Origin of the sequence: Veillonella ratti, assembly GCF_003992115.1 — a bacterium.
GTDB classification, from domain to species: Bacteria; Bacillota; Negativicutes; order Veillonellales; family Veillonellaceae; genus Veillonella_A; species Veillonella_A ratti.
Genome location: NZ_RQUX01000005.1, coordinates 99,162 through 123,131 on the forward strand (window position 1 = coordinate 99,162; position 23,970 = coordinate 123,131).

The 23,970-nt window shown below is 43.4% G+C and carries 20 protein-coding genes; 7 read left to right on the forward strand and 13 right to left on the reverse strand.

What is annotated here, in order from left to right:
* The first annotated feature begins 17 nt into the window (after positions 1-17).
* Positions 18-1,124, forward strand: coding sequence for a phosphatase domain-containing putative toxin (locus EO124_RS03590; protein WP_127058368.1), 1,107 nt, complete (start codon positions 18-20; stop codon positions 1,122-1,124).
* A 126-nt stretch (positions 1,125-1,250) separates the two neighbouring features.
* Here EO124_RS03590 and EO124_RS03595 read toward each other — a convergent pair whose 3' ends face one another.
* Complete coding sequence (locus tag EO124_RS03595) at positions 1,251-1,625, reverse strand: RidA family protein (RefSeq protein WP_127058369.1); 375 nt, start codon at positions 1,623-1,625, stop codon at positions 1,251-1,253.
* A 199-nt stretch (positions 1,626-1,824) separates the two neighbouring features.
* On the opposite strand from EO124_RS03595, the gene EO124_RS10375 reads away from it, so the two are divergent.
* A complete protein-coding gene (locus tag EO124_RS10375) occupies positions 1,825-2,382 on the forward strand; it encodes a methylated-DNA--[protein]-cysteine S-methyltransferase (protein ID WP_127058370.1) in 558 nt (185 codons plus the stop codon).
* A 206-nt stretch (positions 2,383-2,588) separates the two neighbouring features.
* On the opposite strand, the gene EO124_RS03605 is transcribed toward EO124_RS10375, so the two are convergent.
* Both EO124_RS03605 and EO124_RS03610 read right to left on the reverse strand, forming a co-directional pair.
* Positions 2,589-4,667, reverse strand: a complete 2,079-nt coding sequence (locus tag EO124_RS03605) for a hypothetical protein (protein ID WP_127058371.1) — start codon at positions 4,665-4,667, stop codon at positions 2,589-2,591.
* A 115-nt stretch (positions 4,668-4,782) separates the two neighbouring features.
* Positions 4,783-6,267 carry a nicotinate phosphoribosyltransferase gene (locus EO124_RS03610; protein ID WP_127058372.1) on the reverse strand — a complete coding sequence of 495 codons (1,485 nt, stop codon included), beginning with the start codon at positions 6,265-6,267 and terminating at the stop codon, positions 4,783-4,785.
* Positions 6,268-6,507: 240 nt separating this feature from the next.
* Between EO124_RS03610 and EO124_RS03615 the strand changes: the two genes are divergently transcribed.
* A complete protein-coding gene (locus EO124_RS03615; protein ID WP_127058373.1) occupies positions 6,508-7,401 on the forward strand; it encodes a DMT family transporter in 894 nt (297 codons plus the stop codon).
* Between the two features lie 6 nt (positions 7,402-7,407).
* Positions 7,408-8,304, forward strand: coding sequence for a 1,4-dihydroxy-2-naphthoate octaprenyltransferase (gene menA / locus EO124_RS03620; RefSeq protein WP_127058374.1), 897 nt, complete (start codon positions 7,408-7,410; stop codon positions 8,302-8,304).
* Between the two features lie 94 nt (positions 8,305-8,398).
* Here menA and EO124_RS03625 read toward each other — a convergent pair whose 3' ends face one another.
* The 6 genes from EO124_RS03625 to EO124_RS03650 all read right to left on the reverse strand — a co-directional run bounded on the left by EO124_RS03625 (position 8,399) and on the right by EO124_RS03650 (position 15,204).
* Complete coding sequence (locus EO124_RS03625) at positions 8,399-10,060, reverse strand: vWA domain-containing protein (RefSeq protein ID WP_127058375.1); 1,662 nt, start codon at positions 10,058-10,060, stop codon at positions 8,399-8,401.
* 3 nt (positions 10,061-10,063) lie between these two features.
* Complete coding sequence (locus tag EO124_RS03630) at positions 10,064-11,185, reverse strand: AAA family ATPase (protein WP_127058376.1); 1,122 nt, start codon at positions 11,183-11,185, stop codon at positions 10,064-10,066.
* 179 nt (positions 11,186-11,364) lie between these two features.
* Complete coding sequence (locus EO124_RS03635; protein ID WP_127058377.1) at positions 11,365-12,171, reverse strand: hypothetical protein; 807 nt, start codon at positions 12,169-12,171, stop codon at positions 11,365-11,367.
* A gap of 285 nt (positions 12,172-12,456) precedes the next feature.
* Entirely contained in the window at positions 12,457-13,374 is a 918-nt protein-coding gene (locus tag EO124_RS03640) for an alpha/beta fold hydrolase (RefSeq protein ID WP_127058378.1), read from the reverse strand.
* Between the two features lie 18 nt (positions 13,375-13,392).
* The gene (locus tag EO124_RS03645; protein WP_127058379.1) at positions 13,393-13,890 is read right to left on the reverse strand and encodes a LeuD/DmdB family oxidoreductase small subunit; all 498 of its coding nucleotides are present in this window, start codon (positions 13,888-13,890) and stop codon (positions 13,393-13,395) included.
* A 54-nt stretch (positions 13,891-13,944) separates the two neighbouring features.
* Positions 13,945-15,204: a 3-isopropylmalate dehydratase large subunit gene (locus tag EO124_RS03650; RefSeq protein WP_127058380.1), complete on the reverse strand. Its 1,260-nt coding sequence runs from the start codon at positions 15,202-15,204 to the stop codon at positions 13,945-13,947.
* Between the two features lie 235 nt (positions 15,205-15,439).
* Here EO124_RS03650 and EO124_RS03655 point away from each other — a divergent pair, with 235 nt between their 5' ends.
* Positions 15,440-16,354 (forward strand): LysR family transcriptional regulator, encoded by a 915-nt coding sequence (locus EO124_RS03655; protein ID WP_127058381.1) that lies wholly within the window; start codon positions 15,440-15,442, stop codon positions 16,352-16,354.
* Between the two features lie 117 nt (positions 16,355-16,471).
* Here the strand turns inward: EO124_RS03655 and EO124_RS03660 are convergent, their stop codons facing one another.
* The 3 genes from EO124_RS03660 to EO124_RS03670 all read right to left on the reverse strand — a co-directional run bounded on the left by EO124_RS03660 (position 16,472) and on the right by EO124_RS03670 (position 19,358).
* The gene (locus EO124_RS03660) at positions 16,472-17,884 is read right to left on the reverse strand and encodes an anion permease (RefSeq protein ID WP_127058382.1); all 1,413 of its coding nucleotides are present in this window, start codon (positions 17,882-17,884) and stop codon (positions 16,472-16,474) included.
* Positions 17,885-17,954: 70 nt separating this feature from the next.
* On the reverse strand, positions 17,955-18,506 hold the full coding sequence (locus tag EO124_RS03665) for a FumA C-terminus/TtdB family hydratase beta subunit (RefSeq protein WP_127058383.1): 552 nt from the start codon (positions 18,504-18,506) through the stop codon (positions 17,955-17,957).
* A gap of 9 nt (positions 18,507-18,515) precedes the next feature.
* Positions 18,516-19,358, reverse strand: a complete 843-nt coding sequence (locus EO124_RS03670; protein ID WP_127058384.1) for a fumarate hydratase — start codon at positions 19,356-19,358, stop codon at positions 18,516-18,518.
* 197 nt (positions 19,359-19,555) lie between these two features.
* Between EO124_RS03670 and EO124_RS03675 the strand changes: the two genes are divergently transcribed.
* Positions 19,556-20,443: a LysR family transcriptional regulator gene (locus EO124_RS03675; protein WP_127058385.1), complete on the forward strand. Its 888-nt coding sequence runs from the start codon at positions 19,556-19,558 to the stop codon at positions 20,441-20,443.
* Positions 20,444-20,547: 104 nt separating this feature from the next.
* On the opposite strand, the gene EO124_RS03680 is transcribed toward EO124_RS03675, so the two are convergent.
* Positions 20,548-21,159 carry a superoxide dismutase gene (locus EO124_RS03680; protein ID WP_006555704.1) on the reverse strand — a complete coding sequence of 204 codons (612 nt, stop codon included), beginning with the start codon at positions 21,157-21,159 and terminating at the stop codon, positions 20,548-20,550.
* Positions 21,160-21,819: 660 nt separating this feature from the next.
* Between EO124_RS03680 and pflB the strand changes: the two genes are divergently transcribed.
* Positions 21,820-23,970: a formate C-acetyltransferase gene (gene pflB / locus EO124_RS03685; protein WP_127058386.1), complete on the forward strand. Its 2,151-nt coding sequence runs from the start codon at positions 21,820-21,822 to the stop codon at positions 23,968-23,970.

Consider the following 23,970-nt stretch of genomic DNA (forward strand, 5'->3'; position numbering starts at 1 on the left):
TTAGAAAGAATAAGCCTATGAAAAGAAAATCAAACTCCATTTGGCAACGCGCCGCCATGATGACCATCATCGGCACGACGCTATACGGCACAGCTTTTGCGAGCGAAGCCGTTTTGCCAAAAGAAGCCATCCCCCGTCTGCAATTGCCGACACAGGAAACGCTCTTAGAGAGTAAAAATGAACATCAAAAAACTTCAAAAGCTGTCGCCAAGCAGACTCAAGCGGCGATAAATCCCAATCAGTTATATGCCGATAAACGTTTGATTAACCCTTATACGACGTATATGTGGCGCGAAGATAACGAAAATACGGCTACCTTACCTCCGGCTTTTCGCACGTATCGCGACCGTTTTAAAACAGATACCAATTTACCTACCCGCAAGGGCCTGGATACCTTGAATATCTCCGGCAGTTCTCAGCCATCAGCAGAACAATTGGCACAAATCGCCAATACCTTGCGCACCAAGACCGACGGTCCGATTTATGTAGTAGACTTGCGTCAGGAAACCCACCTTTTTGTAAACGGAATTCCTGTGAGTCACTATGGCAAACGCAACTGGGGCAATGTGGGCAAATCTTATCAAACTATCATCAATGAAGAACGGGACTACGCCAATAAATTGGTAAATACAGCCCTTCCTATCGCTTCTTTAGATGCTGATAAAAACGCCTTTAACGAGCAAACGATTACGGTTACATCAGCCAAAACCGAGGAAACAGTAGCCAAAGAGTTGGGCTTACGCTATGTGCGCTTTACCGCTACCGATCACACCTGGCCGGATGAAGCCTCCATCGATCGGTTTATCGCTTTTTACAAAACCTTGCCTAAGAACGCATGGCTCCACTTCCACTGTGAAGCCGGCAAAGGCCGTACCACGGCCTTTATGGCTATGTATGACATTATGAAAAACCCGGATGTACCGTTAGCCGATATTTTAGCGCGCCAGCAGTTGATTGGTGGCAATAATGTGGCTGCTACATCCGATAAAGATACTTGGAAGGCTCCCTATTACGAGGAAAAAGCTGTTATGATTAACAAGTTCTATCGCTATGTACAGCAGAATTATCAGACAGGCTTTGAACTCAGTTGGAGCGAATGGTTAAATCCAAAACCTCAGCCGTAGCAAGGTTATTTTGCCAAAAACTCCGCTCAAAACTTAATATACGCAGTGCTAACTAACATGGACAAAAAAACTCCGATACACGCACCACCGCATGTACCGGAGTTTTTTGTTAAGGATTACAGTAGATTATTCAGCAACAGCAATTACTTCAACTTCTACGGAGAAGTTAGCCGGTAATTCTTTAACAGCTACACAACTGCGAGCTGGTTTGCTAACGAAATATTCAGCATAAATAGCGTTAAATTTAGCAAAATCGTTAATATCAGCCAAGAAGCAAGTCGTTTTAACGACTTTGGAGAAATCAGTGCCAGCTTCTTTCAAAATAGCTTCGATATTTTTCATAGCTTGTAAAGTTTCAGCTTCAACGCCACCTTCAACCAATTTGCCGGTTTCAGGATTGATGCCGCCCTGACCGGAAATGAATACAAGACCGTTAGCTTTAATAGCTTGAGAGTAAGGGCCTAAGGCTTTAGGTGCGTTTTCAGTAAATACAGGTTTCATAAAAAACTCCTTTCATAGACAATCACACGCGTAAACTTGTATAATTTGCTTATAGACTTATTATAAATTAAGTTTACGACGATGTACAATATCAAATGGACAAAATAGCCTAGAATGTTTATCTCAAAATGCCATCCACTCATTTTGAAAACAATATTACACATTTGGTTAACATATTTATCTTAGGAGGCTTCCTGCCATGAACACACGTACCACGGTATACAGCTATAGTACCACATTCCCCGACATTAGTATTATCACTATGTACAGCGACGGTGAAAACCTGATTGGCCTCAGCATGCCGAGCCAACAGTACACCTTAGCTACCGAACAAAACGAAATTACCGATAAGAACTTGCCGATTTTTAAAACGACGGAACAATGGCTCACCAAATACTTTGCCGGTAAAACGCCAAATCAATTGCCACCAATCCGTTTCGTCGGCACACCGTTTCGCCAAAAGGTTTGGGAAGCTCTTTTAGATATTCCTTACGGTGAACTCACTACGTATGGTGATTTAGCTAAAAAGCTCTACCCCAACGATGACAATACCGGAATTCGGGCCCGCGCCATCGGCGGTGCCGTCGGCCATAATCCGATTCCCATCATCGTACCGTGCCACCGCGTCATCGGTGCCAACAATAACCTTACAGGCTACACCGGCGGACTAGCCGTCAAAGTTAAACTCCTTACCTTGGAAGGCGTTGACATGGAGCCCCTAAAGTGGCCGAAACGAACCACGAAAAATACATTTTAATGCTTAGCCCCTTAATGCTTACCCCCCTATATAGCCGGTTTCCTACTGAGCTAATTTTATACCTAACCGTTCCGGAAACTAACGGGACCAATATGACAAGCTAATAGTTATTATATGCAAAGAACCTGATTATAAATAATCAGGTTCTTTGTGCGTTTATAAAATTTTCTCTGAATGCATAAAGGTTTACAATAGTTTACAGTCGTCTATAATTCTTGAATAAACTGCACAAAGCGCGGCGCAAACTCATCACGTTCCAAATCGGACGTAAGCATTACATAGGCTACCGGATTTGGCTGTGTCAGTACAACGGCGCCTTGTAAATAGTACGGCAATTCAAAACCGTTCGCATTCACAAATACGCGAGCCGAAGCCATATAAGCCGGATGCGTATAATGCGGCAATAAAGCCCAAGGCGTCTGGTCTTTAATCGTTACCGAAGTATACGCATAATCGGATATACCGCTAAAAATAGTAGCGCCCAAGACGTTGTTCTCTAAGCGACCGTCACCTTGCATCCAATAGGAGTTAAGGAGTGGCAACTGTAAATCGATAAGGTCTTTTTGAAGCATCGTTGAATAGCCCTTCGTCGTTTGCGGCGTCAAGACTAAGCCGAAAACAGTGGCCGTCTTGCGACCTTCACTATCCTTCATTTGCCACTGGTACACATCGGTCTTTTCGCCGAGGCGATAATCTTCAAAATACTGCAAGCGTTCTTTTTGCATTTCATAACGCTTAATACTATCTAAGCGTTCTTCACCAACCAATAATTTATCCGTTACCCAGTCGCGCAGTTCCGGTCCTTTCGCTACCGACTCTTTCATATCTTTTTCAAAGAAATTCCATAAAGCCGGTACAATCACCGTATCAGATAGCTTTTTAACCGTTAAGTCACGCGGTACTACGATATTTCCGTCATGACCTAAGGCCTTCATATGCGTTGTCGGTTTTTTAGCCGGAATAGCGGCATTTTTCGCATCAGCGGTAAACGCTCTGACTTGAGGCTCTAAGTTATACATGCGTTGCCACTGTTTTTGCCAATAATCGAAATCCCCGTCATTCGTGGTTAATACCGTTATCACCGGACCCTCTTTGTCAAAACGAACTAAATTCAAACCACCGAGCGGAATTTCATAGCTGTCAAAGGTAAAAACTTCACGAGCCTGAGAGTATAGGACCGGCCCAAAGATGGAGTTCAACTGTTTCATTTGGTCTAAATAATCCGCTTTAATGTCCGACGTAGCAAAGAATTTTTTCAAACCGTCGCGAAGGCTCCGATTAAGCTCCAATTTTTCTTTGGCACGATCATTCGTCTCAGCTTCTGTTTTCAATTCACCGGCCGCCTTATCCAGATCCGCCACTAAGGCTTTCACCAAATTGTTCTTATGTTTGTCAACAAACTGATTGAATGATGCTGCATCCCGCATCACAGGTACAGCCTCGGTACCTTTAACCATAGCCGTATAGAACGCGTCCGCATCATATTCAGCCGGATACGGCGCAAGCATAGCTTCTTGCTGCTTCGTCAGTTCGTCGCCCAAATCACGAACCACCTGCCACGTATGACCTAATTGATCGTTCGAATCACCCGTATTAGATACTTGCGACATATAGGCTGCTGCAATGGCCGCCGTTTTGGCAAACTTCATTGAATCGCGCTCTTGTACACCGTCTCTGCTGTTTATAGCAGACTTTTTAGCATTCGCTACCGATTTATCCGCCGCATCCCACAAAGCGTTACTGATTTTAAGATTAGCTCGTTCACCTTTGATATAATCAGGTCCCAATGCCAAATCTACTACATAGGCCGTGTGAACACCTTCCGCATCTTCCCCGCGCAATTGATATAAGTTCCAGTCGCGATAAATCGAGCCGTCAAAATTTTTCAGAGAGTCGATGTTAAGCTCTTTCTTACCGGCCATATCACGAATGTCTTTAACATATTCCGCATTCAATTCCTTAGCGGAAATAGATTTTGTACCGTCAAGCATCCCCATTGGCGTCATCATTCGTTTTAAGTCAAATACGGTAACGCCCGCCGGCAAACGAACCGTTTTATTATCAACGGTAGTCATCACCGTGCTTACGAGCTGAGGTTTAATAGCGGCCGCATCAGGTGACACTTTTGTTTTCACCGCATCACTGCTTTGTACGATACCGTAAGGTAAACTAATCGGCGCCAGTGTACTGCTTGTAACTTCCGCTGCCGAAACGCCCGAAATCGCCGGTGTGGCCAACCCCAATAATGCAGCCAATACCAACCCTTTCAGATACTTGTGTTTCATCTGATTCACTCCTTTATATCTACTTTCTATTCCCTTAGTCTTTACTATTCTCTTAGACTTTTCCTGTGGCTATAACCGATTCTTTATACATCGCATAGATAGTGCGCTACTGTATCTAGTCTTGTTCTTCCGAAAATTCCGGATTATTATGCTTTACTTTTTCAAGCAATAATTGCTGTTTTAGTTCGTGTAATTTTTGACTGATATTCACTTTAACAATCGGCGGACGATTCAAGCGGAAATATTCAGGCCAGAGTAATTTAATTTGTTCATTGGCGTAGTTTACGATTTCAGGCAAACTTGGTACATCGTAGACTAATTTGCCGTTTTCAAAAATCGGCACCAACAGTTCCACCACGTCGAAGCTATTAGCCGCTAAATGGGTTCGTTTCCAAGGATACATGGCATTTTGGAAGGTATACGGTTTGGTCGTATCGATCGTTTCATCGAGGAGGCAAACGAGGTCACCGATTAACTTGCGGTTACGTCGATTGATGAGGCGCAATACCTTTTTACGGCCCGGATTCGTCACTTTTTCTACATTATCTGAAAACTTCATAGTTGGTACGAAGGAGCCGTCGGTTTTCCATTGACCGGCTAATTTATACACGCCCCCCAATGCGGAGGTGCCGTCGGCAGTGATTAATTTTGTGCCTACGCCCCAAGCAGAAATAGTACTGCCCTGACTTTTTAAATCAGCGATGGTATATTCATCTAAATCGTTAGATGCAAAAATCGTAGCATCCGGGAAGCCCGCATCGGCCATCATCTGATGAGCTTCCTGTGATAAGTAAGCCAGGTCGCCGCTATCGAGACGAATGCCGTAACCCTTAGGCATGGTACCGCCGCGACGTTCTTTAACCTCTTTGAAAACCTGGATGGCATTTGGCACACCTTGTTTCAACGTATCATAGGTATCTACGAGGAGTACCAACATATCTTCGTATTGTTCCGCATAGGAACGGAAGGCCGTTAACTCATCGGGGAAACTCATGATCCAGCTGTGAGCCATAGTCCCTACCGGTTTGATGCCGTATTGTGATGCGGAGTACACATTACTAGTTCCGTTAAAACCGCCGATAATAGAGGCACGAGCACCGTAAACGGCGGCATTGGTCCCTTGAGCCCGACGCATACCGAATTCGGCGAGGCTGTCATTGCCGGCCACACTACGGATACGACGCGCTTTCGTGGCAATCAGCGATTCATGATTGAGATACATGGATAAAGGCGTTTCAATGAGCATCGCTTCGTCTTTAGGTGCTTCAATGCGAAGCAACAATTCCCCCGGGAAGGCAACAGTCCCTTCCAGTGCGGCATACACACTGCCGGTGAAGCGAAAATCTTTTAAATAGTCGAGAAAATCTTCTTCAAATAAACCGGTTTCACGTAAATAGGCAATATCATCTTCGTTGAAGGACAGATTTTTTAAATAATCGATGACGTGCTCTAAGCCGGCCACTACCGTATACGCACCATCAAAGGGGTTTTTACGATAAAAACGGTCGAAAACGCAAGGAGTACGATGCAGACCTTCCTTAAATAACCCTTGCATCATGGTAAATTGATACAAATCCGTTAATAAAGCTTTACTAATCACAGTACATTCCTCATCTCTTCTAATAAATATATAAATAAGTTGACATAAACTTTTAACCCGATATACTAGAGGTAATGGAGTATTTATGGGAAGTGTAAAACTTCAGTAAATACCACACTTCTTGAGACAAAAGTTAATAAACCTTTGGGGGTAACAATTTACAACTAAGTTTATTTTAGTTACAATTGTTAAGGGTTATCTTTATATAATTCTACATTTATAGAAAGGAATCCTCTTTTTATGTTACAAGCTCGCTTATGTTTATTACTCACTGCGTTTGTTTGGGGCTCCACCTTCGTAGCCCAGCGTCTTGCGTCTGATGTAATCGGTCCCAATGCGTACAATGCGATACGCTTTTTGTTGGGAGTATTAACCGTAAGTCCGTTTTATTTTATTATAAAAACCGGAGCACCTCTGAAAAAGCCGCGCTGTTCAATCATATGGCCGTCCTTGGCCCTTGGCTTTATGCTATTTTTAGGTGCCAGTTTGCAACAATATGCCATCGCCTATACGACGGCGTCAAAAGCCGCCTTTTTAACCGCTTTATATGTAGTGCTTGTGCCTTTACTCGGTCTATTTGTGGGTGAGCGCCTCAGCCTGACCGCCTTAGGCGGGGTTATTTGTGCCATCATCGGAGCCGGCTTATTGAGCTTAAAAGATAGCTTCACCCCATCTTACGGCGACGGCATCATCTTAATCTCCACCTTATTCTGGGCCATTCACATTTTGCTGTTAAATACGGTGTCCAAACAGTATAATCCGTTCTTATTGTCCATGGGCCAATTCTTCGGCTGTGCCTTATTCTCGGCCATAGCGTCCCTATTTTTGGAAACTACAACTTTTCAAAATATCGCCGACTCTTGGCTTTTCATCGTTTGGGGCGGCGTTTTATCCGCTGGTATCGGTTTTACAGGGCAGCTTTTAGGGCAACGCAAATTGCCGCCGACAGAGGCCTCGCTCATTTTGAGTCTTGAAATCGTATTCACCGGTATTTTAGGCTATTTAATTTTGGATGAACGGCTTAATTATCAGGAAATCTGGGGACTCGTAGCCATGTGCTTTGGCGTTTTGCTGGCGCAACTACCATCGCCACCTCAATTATCAATTGGACCATTTTTCGGTCGAAAGGACTAATTTTGTATGACTGCTTCACAACTTTATCGCTTAGCCCGGCCTCGTACCCTTACGGCCGCGTTCAGCCCCGTTATTCTCGGCGCTTCCTACGCAGCAACTGAGCACACGGCGGTTCACAGCTTCGGGCTAAGCCTGTTTTACACCTTATTAATTCTAATCTGTGTCATGAGTTCACAGATTGCCGCCAATATTTGGAATGAATATTTCGACTTCAAATCCGGCCTCGACCTTAATCAGGCAGCCGGCAACAGCGGCACCATCGTACGTGAAGGAATTTCGCCGCAGCAGGTAAAAAAACTGGGCTATATTTTTTCCCTGACACCGCTTGTGCTCGGCATTTTCTTGGCCTCGCAAGTATCCTGGTGGTTATTACCGGCCGGTGCCGTTTGCATTCTGATCAGCTTATTCTACTCCGGCGGTCCAAAACCGATTTCGCGCACACCCTTCGGCGAACTGGCATCCGGCGTAGCCATGGGTTTTGCCATCGTCTATATTACGGCCTATACGTGGACGGGTACCTTATACTGGGATTTCTTAATTCCCGCTATTCCGTCCACCATCCTCATCGGCAACATTATGATGACCAATAATTTGCGCGACTTCAGCAATGATAAAGCGCACGGACGGCGTACCTTGGTTATTCTCTTAGGCAAAGATGAAGGGATACGCTTATTGCGAACCTTATTTATCTTTTGCGTACTTTGGCTATTCTTGTGGGTATTCTTAGGTCGTTTGCCGTCCGCATCTTTGCTCGCCATCATCGCCCTCTTCCCGGCCTTTAAAAGTGCCGCCATCTTACAACGCTATGTGGATGTGGTGAAAATGAACGAAGCCATGAAATTTACATCTATCAGCGTTACACTCTATCATCTGTTGGTAAGTGTGGGACTGTGGATTGGGTAAAAAAACGCACAAAAAATGCCACCGACTTTCGGTGGCATTTTTTATGTCTCAGTTTCGGCTCGCTAAGGCGTCACTTAAACGTAACCTACATATCTTATTTTTCCCAATCTCGTTCCTGATTGGCCATGGAGAAACCTTCCTGGTTATTCATGGAGAAGCCGTCTACACGCTCATAGTCGACCGTCATATCATAATCTTTAATGGTCTGCGCCAAATGTTTCACAAGGCCCCATGGATTTTTGAGCGACAGTTTAGCTTCTTCGCCCACCAAAACCCAAAGGATTTTATAATGTTTCGGATCCACTTTTAAATGCTTTTCACCTTTACCGTCCGTAAAGTAAACAAGCAGGTCCGCTTGCATTTGATTGGCATACTGAACAACCGGAGTAAACAGCGTGCTGCCTCTGGCGGTTACTCGGGGCTGCACATCTTTTAGAGCATTTACCGTGTAGGTCCGGCGAATGACGCTGTCGCATTCCACGACAGTAATTTCAAAATCATAGCTCTTGGTGATTTCCAATACTTCAAGCATGGCCTGGCGAAAGGCGCCGTCCGTAATACTACCGCTGCAATCAAGGGCCACTACTACTTTAGCACGCCGTTTGCGCAAGGTTCCGCGCAATTCCAAACGTTCCGGCTGACGACGACTACGACGGGTCGTCGTTTTTTTATGCCCCCACGCCACCGAGCCGACTAGGCGCTTTAAATACACCGACCACGGCAACGAGGCTTGGTGTTTTTTCATATCGCTCAAAAGACCCGACAAATAACCGGCCAATTCTCCTTTTTCAGAGTTTTCAACCATCTTATTCGTGAGCTGTTGCTGTGAATCGCCATCGACCTGGTCCGATTCGCCCCACAAATCATGGCTCTTAGCCGCATCAAAGGTGTCGGCCACATCCGGTGAATTACTCATCGGCGCATCGCTCAACGTATCCTCAACTTCCGTTTCACCGTCCGTTTCACGGGCAATATCGATGTGTGCCTGAATCTCGTCCACATAGTATTCCAACGGCTTAAAGGCCACCACGGTGGTGCCGAAGTTCTTATTGAGCCACTTTACGTCAATCGCATTGGGCGGCAACGGGTCGATATAGTTGTTAACTACGATGTCCATGGCCAAATTAATAGCCAATGGCGAATACCGCTGATATAGGCGCTTAGCGCGCACCAAATGGAGCGAAATCACATGAAGAATTTCATGCTTAATGGAACTAATCATTTGCGCCGGCGTCATGTCGAGAAAAATGAGCGGATTAAAGTACATCACATAGCGACTGCCTTTAAAATTAATGCCCGTGCCGCTGGTCATACCGAAACGTAATTCCTGACCGACCTGTAAAAAGAAATAGCCGAAGAAGGAGTCACTTTCGATGAGGCGCAAGTTTAATTTAGAGACCAGTTTAAAAAAGCGGTTTTCATAGTCTTTATCGACGGTAAAATCGGTCGTTCCGGCCGTCAAATCACGTTTGCCCGCCGCCAACGCCGCCGCTTCCGTAATGGCATAGCCGATGGAATTCGTATACGCGTTATCCTTAATTTCCTGGGCCCGTTGGAGCGCATCACGCTCTTGCTGCCATGCAGTTACCAGTTTTTTGGTAATCTCCAATAGAGCCACTCGTTCCGCTTCAAGGGGATCCTGATTACTAAGATTGCCGGCTTCAGGCTTGGCTCCGCCGTTCTTATCCTTTTCGGCATTAACTTGCCAATCAGGTTTCAATGTGCGTCTGGTTACAATATCTATTTCACCATTCATAGCTTATAAGCTCCGCTGTAAATCAAAAAAGTTATTGACGAACTCATCACTTTTGATGGCTTCCTTATAAAAACGCGGATAGGTATTACGAATATCCTTCATCACAGCCATCTGTAAATCTTCCGGATAGGCTTTTAAAAAGTCCATAAAGCGATTAATAACAGCCTGAGCCGCTGCTTCGTCTACAAACAACTGGTTCGCCCGCAATTCAATAACGCGCATTAAGTTTTTAGCCGTCAAATACAAACGAGTATGGCTTTCCTTTTTGAGACGTTCAAGAACGGATTCTGCCATAGTTTCACCGTTAAATACATCATCATAAGTGAGTAAGGGTTCATGGTCGGCTTCTACGAAGCTCACAAATTCCTGCGCAATCACCTTACCCACATTACCGCGAATAACGTTGAAGAACACATCTTTACCGATAGCTTCTTTATTCGCTTTGTACATGGCATACAATGCGGATACACGTTCATAACTACGCGGCGTTGCATAAATATCGTCTTCGTTCATCTTGTGCAAATATTCCGGATAGGTGCTGATGAATTCCATAACCATCGGTTCCAATTTGGCTTCCGCCGCCCAATCGAGCCACTGCATGTAATCCGGTTCCATCTGGAGCCACACAAAGCGGTTCTGCTGGGCCACGTCCATTTCCACCGTCTGGTAATCATAACTGTTAGTCGGGTTCATGGCCGCTACGATGTGTACGGAATGGCCAAGGTTAAAACCGTTGATTTCACGGTTCAAAATAAGGTTCATCAATTCCTGCTGCACCGCATGTTCACAGCGGTTGATTTCGTCGATGAACAAGAGCACCTGCTGGCCGGCCGCCATATAGTCGGCAATCTGTTTTAATTTATAGTGAATGGCATAGACTGTCACTTTTTCCGTAACCGTCGTGCCGTCATTCATTTTGCGTGAAAAACTGTCTACCGTCGGTAAACCGCCGATTTCGCCTTCTTTTAATAAGTTGCCGTCGATGGTTACGAGGGACCAGCCGTTTTTAACGGCCAAACGATGTGCCAAGGAGGTCTTACCAATCCCCGTTTCACCGACTAAAAGCGGTACCTGACCGGCCGATAATACCAACTCAACACTTCTCATTGTTTCTACAAAGTTCATATATGTTTCCTTTTCCCTTATTTAATATATTTTAAATTATGATTTTCATCCGGGACAGCTTTTACATAAGCGTCCGAACTCTATTAAAATTTGAACAGTTTTAAAATCTCAGTTACTTAGCTCTCAATAGTTTAGAATTTTAGACGCTCATCAACTGAGATGGGCCGTATTAAAAGTCTTTAGAACTTCAAAAGCTCATCCACCGCAATGCGGCGTGCTTTTTGCGTACCAAATTGGTCGATAAGACCGACCACATCCGCTTCAAAGCCTTTATTATGCTTACCGATGTACGTGCAATTAAGTAAATCACGCACATACTGTTCGCTCGTGTTTTCATCAGCCAAAATTTCTTTCAACCGTTCTTCCAAGTAAATCGGCGGAATCATGTAATCCGGTGGCAAATACTTCGTAATCAAACTGCTGATGCCGATAAAATGGAGTGCTTGATCCACTGTCACCGTACCCAACAAGCGTACGGCCTGCGGGTCTAAAGTGACCGCCAAATCAATGGCTTCCGGTACCGGATTTTTAATATAGCTGAGAGCCTGATAATTCTGACCTACCGCAGCAAGCTGCACCGCTTTGGACGGATTCTCAATAAATTTGATAGCATCATAATTCGACGTGACCGCCAAAATCTGAAGTTCTTCGCTCGGATCTTTTACATATTGAATGGCCCATCCCGACTCAGCTAAGGCCAAGCGAATCAACGATTCGTCGGGATTTTCAATCAGGCCCAAATTGTTCCAGCCCTTGCTTACCACTTGTTCCAGTATTTCATGGGACGGGTTTTCAATGTACTGAATGGCCCGCGGTGCGTTCGACAGAGCCATATCTATCATTTCCGGCGTCGGATTTTTGATAAACTGCAGCACCATGCCGTTTTTGCGCAACGCCGTCAACTTCATCTCGTCCGTCGGATTATCCATCTGCGCCAAGGCAAACGGATTAATGCTTAATATGCGTAAATTCTTTTCGTTATCCATGTTGTGTCCTTATTTCTTATACTACGAGTTTAATTCTAAAAACACGTTCAGCATTCTTGCTGATTTATATTATATCAATTACCTTCTATTATATTGCAATTAATTGTATTCTATTACATTGTAATTAATTGCATTCTATTATATTGAATAATTTCGTTTCTATGTATATGATACCACTTCTCAATAGTTTTATCCTCAAAATTATGGTAAAAAAAGAAAAGCCGCCTGGTCTGACAGCTTTTCTTAACCGATAAAATACGCTATTAAATTCAAGACACTTAATAGTTATGATTTATATTTTGCTAAAAAATCAAAAATATACTGATTAACCATATCCGGTTGCTCTTCCGGTACAAAGTGCCCGCAATTGTCGATACCATAGCCTTCAACCTGTTCCGCTTTGGTTTGCCAACCGGCTAACACATCCCACAGCTTACCGACTACGCCGTTTTTACCCCACATAACTAATAACGGCGTCTTTATAATTACCTTATCGTCAATATCTTTTTTGTCAAACTCACGGTCAATCGTGGCTGATGCCCTATAATCTTCCGAAATGCCATGAATTGTAGCCGGATTTGAAAAACAACGAATATATTCCTGCATTACGTCTTCCGGAAAGTTAGCCCGTGCAGTCGGTCCGATTTTGCGTTCTAAATTAAAACGAATGAAATATTCCGGTGCCGCCCCCAATAAAGTTTCCGGAAAACCGTTTGGCTGAATGTAGAAAAACCAATGATAGTATTTAGTGGCAAATTCTTCATTCGTGTCGGCATACATTTCCAAAGTCGGTAAAATATCCATCATGGTGCATGTTAAAATGCGCTCCGGTTTATCTACTATCATGCGATGACAAACACGAGCACCACGATCATGACCAATGAGATGGAATTTTTCAAAACCAAGCTTATTCATCACCGTAAAGTGATCTTCCCCCATAACTCGTTTCGAATAATTAGCATGATCAGGTAAACCCTTTGGCTTTGAACTGTCGCCATAACCACGAAGATCCGTCATAACCACCGTATATTGCTCAGCCAAGCGTGGCGCCAAAAACCGCCAGATTAAATGCGTTTCCGGATGACCATGCAATAAAAGTACCGCCGTATCCCCATGGCCGCCTATCCAAGTATTAATTTTAAGACCGGGCTCGGTTTCTATAAATTGTTGTTTAAATCCCGGAAAGTATTTATCTTCCAACATACCCATACCTCCTATATATTAGGCGTTCAGTTTTGCCCGAATCATATTCTTGATGCCACCCGCTTCAAGAATAGATAACACATACGGCGTGAAAGGTTCCACTTGAGCCACAACCTTACCGTCTGCGGTGAGCGTACCTGCTTCCAAATCTAGCGAGATTTCTTTATGATTTAAATCCATTTTACTAATACCGGGACACACTACGAGTGGCAATCCAAGATTAATGCCGTTCCGATAAAAAATTCGTGCAAATGATTCCGCAATTACGGCGCCGGCTCCAATGCCTTTCAAACAAATCGCCGCATGCTCACGGGAAGAGCCGCAACCGAAATTGGTACCGCCCACAACAATGTCGCCGGCTTTAAATGTACTCGCAAACGTTGGGTCAGCGCCCTGCATGGTGTGCGGTACGATATCTTTCAAATCGGTAAGTTCTACAAAGCGCCCCGGATAAATCTGATCTGTATCAATATTGTTGCCAAAAGTAAATACTTCGCCCTTAATAATTTTGTCCATAACTATTCTCCTCACTGACTATTACTCTTTTCACTGTATACCATTACCTACGAATTATAAGTATGGTGTGGGATCAGTAATCTTACCGTTAATAGCCGATGCCGCCACGGTTGCCGGCGAGGCCAAGAAAATATGAGCATCTGTAGAGCCCATGCGGCCCGGGAAGTTACGATTGGTTGTCGTAATACAATATTCACCGGATGAAATCATACCTTCGTGCGTACCCAAACATGCCGCACAGCCCGGTGTTACGAACGTAGCCCCCGCTTCAACCAAGGTCTGTACATAGCCTTTAGCCATAGCTTCTAAAAATACACCTTTTGAGGCCGGTACAATGACAAAACGAACAAGACGGGGAATGTGTTTACCTTTCACAATTTCAGCAGCCACTTTTAAATCTTCTACGCGGCCGCCGGTACAAGAACCCAAATAAGCCTGATTAATCGCCTGGCCTTCATATTTTTTCAAATCAAACACATTATCTACACTGGATGGTGCTGCTACTTGCGGTGTAAGATCACTCACATTAAAAGTGATTTCATCGGCATACTTGAAATCCGCATCAGTTGTGTAAACTTCATAGTCTTTACCTTCTACTAAGCCTTTGCTTGCCAAAAATTCTTTGGTTACCGCATCCGGCTGGATGTAGGAAGTTTTAGCACCCATTTCAGTGGTCATATTGCATAATGCCATGCGTTCGGACACACTCAAGGCATCAATAACAGGTCCCGCAAATTCAACCGCTTTGTATACGGCAAAGTCTGCTTTTAATTGACCGATGGCATGCAAAATAATGTCTTTCGCATACACCCCTTCCGGTAAAGTCCCTTCAAAATTAATCTTAATAATTTCAGGTACACGAAACCACAATTGGCCGGTTGCTAAAATAATCGCTAAATCGGTAGCCCCTACGCCGGTACCAAAAGCACCAAAGGCACCATGCGTTGTTGTATGGGAGTCGGTAATAACAATGATACGCCCCGGTCTGGACCAGCCTTTATCCGCCACAACCTGATGGCAAACGCCTTGGTCGATATCCATTAGTTTTTCAATATGTTGTTCTTCGCAAAACTCTCTAAATTGGCGTTGATTATCGGCCTGCGTAATCGTTGATGCCGGTGCATAATGGTCTAAAAACATGGCAATGCGATCCGGATGACTCACTTTAGTTGCCCCCATTTCAAAAAAGGAACGAACTGTTTGCAAATACAAATCATTAATACCGGCTAAGTCAATCTCACAATTAATAATTTGGCCGGTCTTAACCGAATCCAAACCGGCTTTTTTAGCCAATAACTTTTCAATAGCGTGCATAATACCCTCCTCATTTTACCTGGTACTTCATTGCCAATACCTAAATTTTCAATGTCTTACAGTCCGTATGCTAAACGGACTGCTTAATCTGCTTTCTTTTCTTGCTTATAGCTCAAAGTATACAGTTGAAGTTATATAGTGTAAAATACTAATAAATAATCATTCGATAGTTTTAAACTATCATAATTTATAAAATACAATTACTTGGCACATACAATTAAAGGAGGGCTCTGTTTTGGATTTATTGAATACGATTACCCTGACACAGCTGAACTACTTCTATACCGTCGTTAACTCTAAATCGGTCCACGAAGCGGCCAAAAAACTATTAATTACACAACCCAGCCTTTCCGTGGCTTTAAAAAATTTAGAAGCCGAATTACAACTTTCGCTCTTCGATAGAAGTAAACGACAACTAACTTTAACTGAAACAGGCAAACAATTTTATATGGAAGTAACGGCCCTATTAAATCACACAGCTAACTTGGAGGAGCGCATCAAGCTGTTACAGAAAGGTCGCCAATTTATTCGCTTAGGCGTAGCCCCTATGATGAGTCCCTTTATATTTCCGATCATCTTTAACCACTTTCAAAAAGCCTATCCCCATATAGAGTTTGAAGTTTATGAATCCGGCGTTCTTCGCTTAAAACAAATGCTAAAAGAACAAAAATTAGATATTGCATTCCTCATTGAAAATGAATCAGATGCCCAATTGTTAGACTTTACTACATTATTGAAAACCGAATATCATCTTTATGTTGGCCCGGACGATCCGTTGGTGCAACTTGCCGAAAGTCGCCCCAATCATCTGCTTACCTTAAATGATTATAAAAATATCCCTATGATTTTTTACAAAGAAACATCCTATATACAGGCCATCATTACCAAGTATTTCCAGCTCTATAACGTGAACCCTAGAATCCGCTTACGCACGAATCAAATCCACACTATCAAGCAATTAGTCGGAAGTTCGGCTGCCGCTGCCTTTATGACCGACAAAGTCGTTACCCCTAAAGATAATCTGGTTCGTCTCCTCACAGATATAACCTTCCCTATCACCATTGTTCTGGCAACAAATAAACAGACTGTTCGGACACCGGGCATGCAGGAATTCATTCAGTTTTTTGAAGATAATAAGGAACTTATCTAAAGCAATATCTATATAACCTAAAAAGTGACTGTAACTAAATGCTTATTCGCATATTAGCTACAGTCACTTTTTATATATCACTATTAAATTTCACTACCAAAGCATATAGATCTGCTTTTACCAAAGGCCCAATACTTTCCACCAAACGGAGCCGATGCCAAACCAGATTACTATATTAATGACAGAGACTTGAAAGCCCAACTTCCACCACATCGATTGCGGTACATAACCGGCCCCAAAGTAAATCGGCGCCGGAGCCGCTGCGTAATGAGTCAGCGACATGCATAAATTAGAAGCGAAGGCGAATACCAATACAGCTAAATAAGCCGGTGCACCGGCTGCTACAGCAATGGTAATAAAGGTCGAGTACAATGCTGTAATATGAGCCGTCAAGCTGGCAAAGCCGTAATGAATATAGAAATAGATAAGCAATAGAATAACCAAGGTTGCGAGCCAGGATACACCGACTAAAGCACTGCTGATATGCCCCGACATCCAATCGATGACACCGGATTTAGCCAACTGCCCTGCTAAGCCTACCAAAGTCCCCATCCAAACGAGTGTGTCCCAAGCACCTTTTTCATCCAATACATCCTGCCAAGACAAAATTTTGGTCACCAGCATACTGGACACGCCCAATAAAGCAACTACGGTTGCATTTAAGCCCGTAAGGTTCGATGTGCTCCACAACAACAACGCCCCTACGAATATAAAGGCTACGGCTTTTTCAGCATAACTTATAGGTCCCATCTCCGCTAACTCTTGCTGTGCCAAGGCTTGTGCTTCCGGCGTCTTCTTCAGTTCCGGCGGATACACTTTATACAGATAATACGGAATCACGGCCAACGCAATGAGACCGGGTACAATGGCAGCCAACGCCCAAGTCCCCCACGTCATATTAATACCTAAAGCCTGACTGGCCAATAAAATGGCCAATGGGTTCCCCGCCATCGCCGTCATAAACATAGCCGATGTTACGGTGTTCCCCTGGTATTCAGCTTGAATCAAAAAGGCGCCAACCCGACGAGGATTTTTATTCGGTTCGGAATCGAAGGCCGACGCCAACCCCCGAACGATAGGAAACAATATACCGCCGGCGCGCGCTGCATTAGAAGGTGTGGCCGGACTGATAATCAAATCGCTCAAAATAATCGTATAAGCCAATTTTAACGTGCTCGTTCCCATTTTAGTAATTACCCAAAATGCTATGCGGCGACCGAGCCCTGTTTTTATAAAACTCTTCGCAAACAAAAAGGCTGCCACAATTAACCAAATACTGCTATTGCCAAAGCCGGCTAACGCTTGACTCGGTTTTAAAACATTCGCTAATTGGGTGATTGTAATACTGATTAATGCAATAGCGCCAATCGGCAGCGGTTGCATTATGAACCCAATAATCGTACTCAAAAATATAGCCAGCAAATACCATGCCTGCGTGGACAAGCCCGCCGGCACCGGTAAAACGGCTATGATAACACCGACCATAATCGGTATTATCCAAGACGCTATCGTTTTACTCTTATTGTTCATAACTATCCCTATGTACCTAATCCAAAAGTATGCTTTCTAATCACACGAACATAAGCAACGCTCTACGCGATTAATCACGTTTATATTTTGCCACTTCTTGTTTCTGCAATACATTACCTTCTGTATCAATCCCTACGATTACGCGGAAACGGTCAAAGTATAACTTTTTAATAGACTCAGTACCCAATTCAGGATACAGAACAACTTCAGCCGACTTAATGCGAGCCGCGTTGATGGCTGACGCTCCACCTACACCTAATAAGGATACACCACCGTATTTTTTACATAAATCGGCTACATAAGGTGCGCGGTCACCTTTACCCAAGAAAGCTACGACGCCCAATTTAAACATCATTTCTACAAACGGATCCATACGAGCCGCAGTTGTAGGCCCATTGGAGTTAAATACCTGACCCGGTTGCGGTGGACATGGACCGGCATAATATACCAATTGATTCGTCCAGTCTAACGGTGATTCTTCGCCGGCTTCCAATAAGTCCTGAATACGTTTATGCGCCGCATCACGACAAGTATATACATAGCCGGATAAATATAAAACGTCCCCTACTTTTAATGGTTTTACAAATTCTTTCGTTAATGGTAATTGTACATCCCGTTCCATAATAGCCTCCTAAATAACTTCACTTGCTTGACGTGCTGCATTACATTGGAAATTAATAGCTACCGGCAAAGCTGTAATATGTACACCATGATAGTCAATATGTACATCCAAGGCCGTTACCGTACCGCCCATACCGATAGGACCAACGCCCGATTTATTAACTGCTTCCAAGAATTCTTTTTCTAATTCAGCATAGTATGGATTTGGATTGTGTTCACCGATAGGACGAAGTAAGGCTTTTTTCGCCATCCAAGCACATGTATCCATGGTGCCGCCGATACCGATACCGATAATATACGGTGGGCAAGGATTACCGCCTACTTTAGCTACAGTTTCAAGTAAAAATTGTTTTACCCCTTCTTTGCCGTCACCCGGTAATAATACTTTAAAGGCACCCATATTTTCACTGCCGCCACCTTTTGGCATAACCGTTACTTTTACTTGATCGCCCGGTACGATTTCAACATGCAACATAGCCAGTGTATTATCATTGGTGTTTTCACGATTCAACGGATCCGCTACTACCGATTTACGTAAATAACCGTTCGTATAACCGCGACGAACCCCTTCATTAACGGCATCTTCCAACGGCATACCTTCCCAAGCCACTTCCTGGCCACATTCTAAGAGTACGACAGCTACGCCGGTGTCATGACAACATGGCAATTGTTCTTTTTTAGCAAATTCACCGTTTTCAACAATAATTTCCAAGGCTTTTTTGCCAATTGGCGACTCTTCATTTTCAACGGCTTTACGGAATGCATCCATTACATTATCATTTAATTCACAGCAGGCTTTGATACATAACTTTTCAATGACAGGAATTAAGGCTTCTGTCTGTAATACTCTCATGTTAACCCTCCTAATTTGAAATACACTAAACTTTTATCCTTTGTGTTGTAACAACTTTTGTTAGCACAAGCATAACAAGACTATAACTTTTTGTGAAATATGTTATAATAATTATGCAATAAATTTCATTTATAGGACTAAATATAATTTATATTTAGCGTATCATTATATTCGCACTATACAGCAAGGATGGTACTATGGAGCTAAAACAATTAGAATTTTTCATTTCAGTAGCCGAACTGGGTAACATGACCAAGGCCGCACAGCAACACTATGTATCACAACCTAATATTACCGTTGCCATAAAAAAGTTAGAGGATGAATTAGGCGTCGAGTTGTTTAAAAGAGAGTATAAAAAGATGACCTTAACTGAAAAAGGGCAACAATTTTATACATCGATTAAACACGTATTGGCGGAGCTGGAAAACTCAGTGGCCGAAATTAAAGATGAGCGACATAAGCTCTCCGGCACGGTAACCATCGGTATCCCGCCGATGATTAGTGCCTATTTGTTCACGCCGTTACTGAATCACTTCCGCCAAGAATATCCTCAGTGGGAGTTAAATATCCTCGAAGAAGGCTCTGTCGGTGTGTCTGAGCGAGTGTTAGCCGATGAAGCCGATTTGGGGATTGTCATTATCGATAATATATCGCCGAAGCTGGAAGCGATTCCCCTCTTTAAAAGTGAACATAAGTTATGTATTCCCAGCGGGCATCCTTTTCACAGCCTCACCCAAGTCCCCTTTGACAAATTCAAAGAAGAATCGCTTATCTTGATGAAAATAGATTCGGTCCATCGTAAAAATGTATTGGCCAACTGCGAAGCATGTGGCTTTTTGCCTAAAATCGTACTCTCATCCAATCAGATTAAAACAAATATTGATTCCGTAGCCAAAGGCGTGGGGCTCTCCTTTTTATTGGATATAGCCAAATTAGATCGAAATGATGTCCAACTGATTTCCATGGATCCGCCCCTGACCGTGACCATCGGTTTAGTCTTTCGCAAAAACAAATATCTATCCTACGCTATGAAAGATTTAATCAATTTCATCAAGCATTTCTCCTATCCGCAAAAAATTAATTGAGCCAACAAAAAAGCGCCCCCGCTTGCACGCTGTGCAAGTGGGGGCGTTTTCACAAACTATGTAATTATACGAGCCATTCGAGGCTCACATCAAGCAGTCAGCTCTTATTTAGTAGCTGCCGCATAATGAGCGTTTACTTGATCCCAATTAACGAGATTCCAGAAAGCGGCGATGTAGTCAGGACGAGCATTCTTGTATTTCAAGTAGTATGCATGTTCCCACACATCAAGGCCCAATACCGGAGTTTTGCCGTCGCTAAGCGGGGAGTCCTGATTAGCGGTGGACAAGATTTCCAATTTGCCGTTGTTTACTACGAGCCAAGCCCAACCGGAACCGAAACGACCGGTAGCGGCTTTGCCGAATTCAGCTTTGAAGTTTTCGAAGTTGCCGAAAGCTTCATCGATAGCACCTGCAATAGCGCCCGTAGGGTTACCGCCTGCATTTGGTGCCAAAATGTTCCAGAAGAATGTATGGTTAGCATGACCGCCGCCATTGTTGCGGACAGCCGTGCGGATATCTTCCGGTACAGCGTTTAAGTCAGTAATCAACGCTTCTACGTCTTTTTCACCCAATTCAGGATGTTTTTCAATAGCAGCGTTTAAGTTAACAACATAAGTGTTGTGGTGTTTATCATGATGAAAATGCATTGTTTCTGCATCGATATGCGGTTCTAAAGCTTCGTAAGCGTATGGTAATTCAGGTAATGTGTATGCCATAAAAATACCTCCTTCCCCGTCCAAGGGGATAAAAACATAATACATAACAAAGTGTTACGAAAAAGAATTATCAAATTATATAATCAGAAATTGTCTTATGACAACCGTAATTCACTAGATTTAATTTTTTCAATCTTTCTATTGGTTAATGATAACATTTTTCATTTATCTTGTCTAGTAGTAAAAACGTAAATTTAGAATAAACATTTTGTAAGTGTGTTATTTTATATTTCAAAAGGTATTTTACGTTTATGTTCACACTATATTTAAAATTTTAAATATATAATGCAAGTAAATTTCAAAGTTTCAGCGGCGCTATATTTTTAATTCCTATTAAATTTGTAGCCATAGCTACCGAATAGCATTATACTTTGTTTTATAATAAACTCATAGAAAATGTCAGAATCGATTAAACCCAAAATAATCCAAAAAGACATTTTTCAGTCATACACCGTAATGATAGCTAACAATAATTTTTGTTTTTTTTGACATAAATTTTTATAGATATGTCATAAAAAGTCTTATTTTTACACATCTTTTATTTTTAGCATTTCAACAATCGAAAATTAATATCATTACAATTATTGAATTAAATACCAATTCGGTATACACTTAAAGCATCTTATAATAATTCTTTATTTCCTTAATGGAGGTGCCACAATGCAAAATACTGCATGGAAAGGCTTCATTACAGGTGTATGGGATAAAGCCATTGACGTTCGTGACTTTATCCAACGTAACTATAACCCCTATGTTGGGGACGACTCATTTTTAGCCGGTCCTACGGATCGTACTCTTAAACTTTGGCAAGAAGTTCTTCGTCTGTATGAGGAAGAAAAAGAAAAAGGCGGCGTTATTGATGCCGATACGGATATTGCCACTTCGGTGTCCTCCCACGGCCCCGGCTACATTATCAAAGAATTAGAGCAAATCGTTGGTCTTCAAACCGATAAACCGTTAAAACGCGCTATGTTCCCGTACGGTGGTTTACGTACAGCCAAGAGTGCCTTGCAAGAATACGGCTTCGAAATGGACGCTCAGCTGGAAGACTTTTTCAAAAAGCATCGCAAAACTCACAATGACGGTGTTTTCGATGTGTATACGCCGGAAATGCGTGCTGCTCGTTCCGCACACATTATTACCGGTTTACCGGATGCGTACAGCCGCGGTCGTATCATCGGCGACTATCGCCGTGTAGCCCTTTACGGGATTGACCGTTTAATCGAAGAAAAAGAAAAAGACTTCGCCATCACTATGGGCGACATGACGGCTACGATTATTCGCGACCGTGAAGAAATTCGCGACCAAATTCGTTCCTTAAAAGAATTAAAAGCCATGGCGGCTTCTTACGGTTTCTATATCAGCCAGCCGGCTAAAGACGTAAAAGAAGCGATTCAGTGGTTGTACTTCGGTTATTTAGGCGCTATTAAAGAGCAAAACGGTGCTGCCATGTCTATCGGCCGTAACACTGTCTTCCTCGACATCTACGCTGAACGTGACCTTAAAGAAGGCCGCTATACAGAAGAAGAAATTCAGGAAATGGTTGACCATTTCATCATGAAACTTCGCATGGTGCGTTTTGCCCGCATTATCGAATACAATAACCTCTTCACCGGCGATCCGGTTTGGACAACCGAATCCATCGGCGGGATGGGCTCCGACGGTCGTCCGTTGGTATCCAAAATGTCCTTCCGTTACTTGCACACGCTTACCAACTTAGGCCCGGCTCCGGAACCGAACCTCACCGTTCTCTGGTCCCCTCGCTTGCCGGACGGTTTCAAACGTTTCTGTGCTAAATTGTCCATCCAAACGTCTTCGATTCAGTATGAAAACGACGAATTGATGCGTCCTAACAGCGGTGACGACTATGCTATCGCCTGCTGCGTATCGCCAATGCGTATCGGTAAAGAAATGCAGTTCTTCGGCGCTCGTTGTAACCTCGCTAAATGCTTGCTCTATGCAATCAACGGCGGTGTCGATGAAAAACTCAAAAAACAAGTTGGACCTAAATATCGTCCGATTACTTCCGAATACCTTGATTTCGATGAAGTAATGGAACGTTTTGACGACATGATGGAATGGTTGGCCGGCGTTTACGTGAATGCCCTCAACATCATTCACTACATGCACGATAAATATGCATACGAAAAATTGGAAATGGCACTTCACGACCGCAAGGTTACGCGTTGGTTTGCCACCGGTATTGCCGGTTTATCCGTAGTAGCCGACTCCTTGTCCGCTATTAAATATGCCAAGGTAAAACCGATTCGTGATGAAAACGGGGTAGCTGTTGATTTTGAAATCACAGGGGATTTCCCTAAATACGGTAACGATGATGACCGTGTTGATGATTTGGCGGCCTTCGTTGTATCCGCATTCATGAACAAAATCCGTAAACATCCTACCTACCGCGAAAGTGTGCCTACCATGTCCCTTTTGACAATTACATCCAATGTAGTATACGGTAACGCCACCGGTAGCACACCGGACGGCCGTAAACAGGGTACACCGTTTGCACCGGGTGCTAATCCGATGCACGGACGCGACTCTCACGGGGCTGTTTCTTCCATGGCTTCCGTAGCCAAAATACCTTGGCGTGATGCGAGCGACGGTATTTCCAACACCTTCTCCATCATTCCGGATGCGCTTGGCAAAAACGGCGAAACCATGGTTCGTATGAGTGATTTAGACATCGATCTGGATCTTGATGCAGTTTTACAGAGCGATATGCCGACCGGTTTACCTGTCAATAATGAAAACCTGGCCTGTCGCGAGCCTAATGTTTCCATTTCCGAAAAGGAGGACAAGTAA

What these genes read in the sequence shown, in the direction of transcription:
- EO124_RS03590 (WP_127058368.1), top strand. Translation starts at nt 18, where the DNA reads ATGAAAAGAAAATCAAACTCCATTTGGCAACGCGCCGCCATGATGACC.
- EO124_RS03595 (WP_127058369.1), bottom strand. Translation starts at nt 1,625, where the DNA reads ATGAAACCTGTATTTACTGAAAACGCACCTAAAGCCTTAGGCCCTTAC.
- EO124_RS10375 (WP_127058370.1), top strand. Translation starts at nt 1,825, where the DNA reads ATGAACACACGTACCACGGTATACAGCTATAGTACCACATTCCCCGAC.
- EO124_RS03605 (WP_127058371.1), bottom strand. Translation starts at nt 4,667, where the DNA reads ATGAAACACAAGTATCTGAAAGGGTTGGTATTGGCTGCATTATTGGGG.
- EO124_RS03615 (WP_127058373.1), top strand. Translation starts at nt 6,508, where the DNA reads ATGTTACAAGCTCGCTTATGTTTATTACTCACTGCGTTTGTTTGGGGC.
- menA (WP_127058374.1), top strand. Translation starts at nt 7,408, where the DNA reads ATGACTGCTTCACAACTTTATCGCTTAGCCCGGCCTCGTACCCTTACG.
- EO124_RS03625 (WP_127058375.1), bottom strand. Translation starts at nt 10,060, where the DNA reads ATGAATGGTGAAATAGATATTGTAACCAGACGCACATTGAAACCTGAT.
- EO124_RS03630 (WP_127058376.1), bottom strand. Translation starts at nt 11,185, where the DNA reads ATGAACTTTGTAGAAACAATGAGAAGTGTTGAGTTGGTATTATCGGCC.
- EO124_RS03635 (WP_127058377.1), bottom strand. Translation starts at nt 12,171, where the DNA reads ATGGATAACGAAAAGAATTTACGCATATTAAGCATTAATCCGTTTGCC.
- EO124_RS03640 (WP_127058378.1), bottom strand. Translation starts at nt 13,374, where the DNA reads ATGTTGGAAGATAAATACTTTCCGGGATTTAAACAACAATTTATAGAA.
- EO124_RS03645 (WP_127058379.1), bottom strand. Translation starts at nt 13,890, where the DNA reads ATGGACAAAATTATTAAGGGCGAAGTATTTACTTTTGGCAACAATATT.
- EO124_RS03650 (WP_127058380.1), bottom strand. Translation starts at nt 15,204, where the DNA reads ATGCACGCTATTGAAAAGTTATTGGCTAAAAAAGCCGGTTTGGATTCG.
- EO124_RS03660 (WP_127058382.1), bottom strand. Translation starts at nt 17,884, where the DNA reads ATGAACAATAAGAGTAAAACGATAGCGTCTTGGATAATACCGATTATG.
- EO124_RS03665 (WP_127058383.1), bottom strand. Translation starts at nt 18,506, where the DNA reads ATGGAACGGGATGTACAATTACCATTAACGAAAGAATTTGTAAAACCA.
- EO124_RS03670 (WP_127058384.1), bottom strand. Translation starts at nt 19,358, where the DNA reads ATGAGAGTATTACAGACAGAAGCCTTAATTCCTGTCATTGAAAAGTTA.
- EO124_RS03675 (WP_127058385.1), top strand. Translation starts at nt 19,556, where the DNA reads ATGGAGCTAAAACAATTAGAATTTTTCATTTCAGTAGCCGAACTGGGT.
- EO124_RS03680 (WP_006555704.1), bottom strand. Translation starts at nt 21,159, where the DNA reads ATGGCATACACATTACCTGAATTACCATACGCTTACGAAGCTTTAGAA.
- pflB (WP_127058386.1), top strand. Translation starts at nt 21,820, where the DNA reads ATGCAAAATACTGCATGGAAAGGCTTCATTACAGGTGTATGGGATAAA.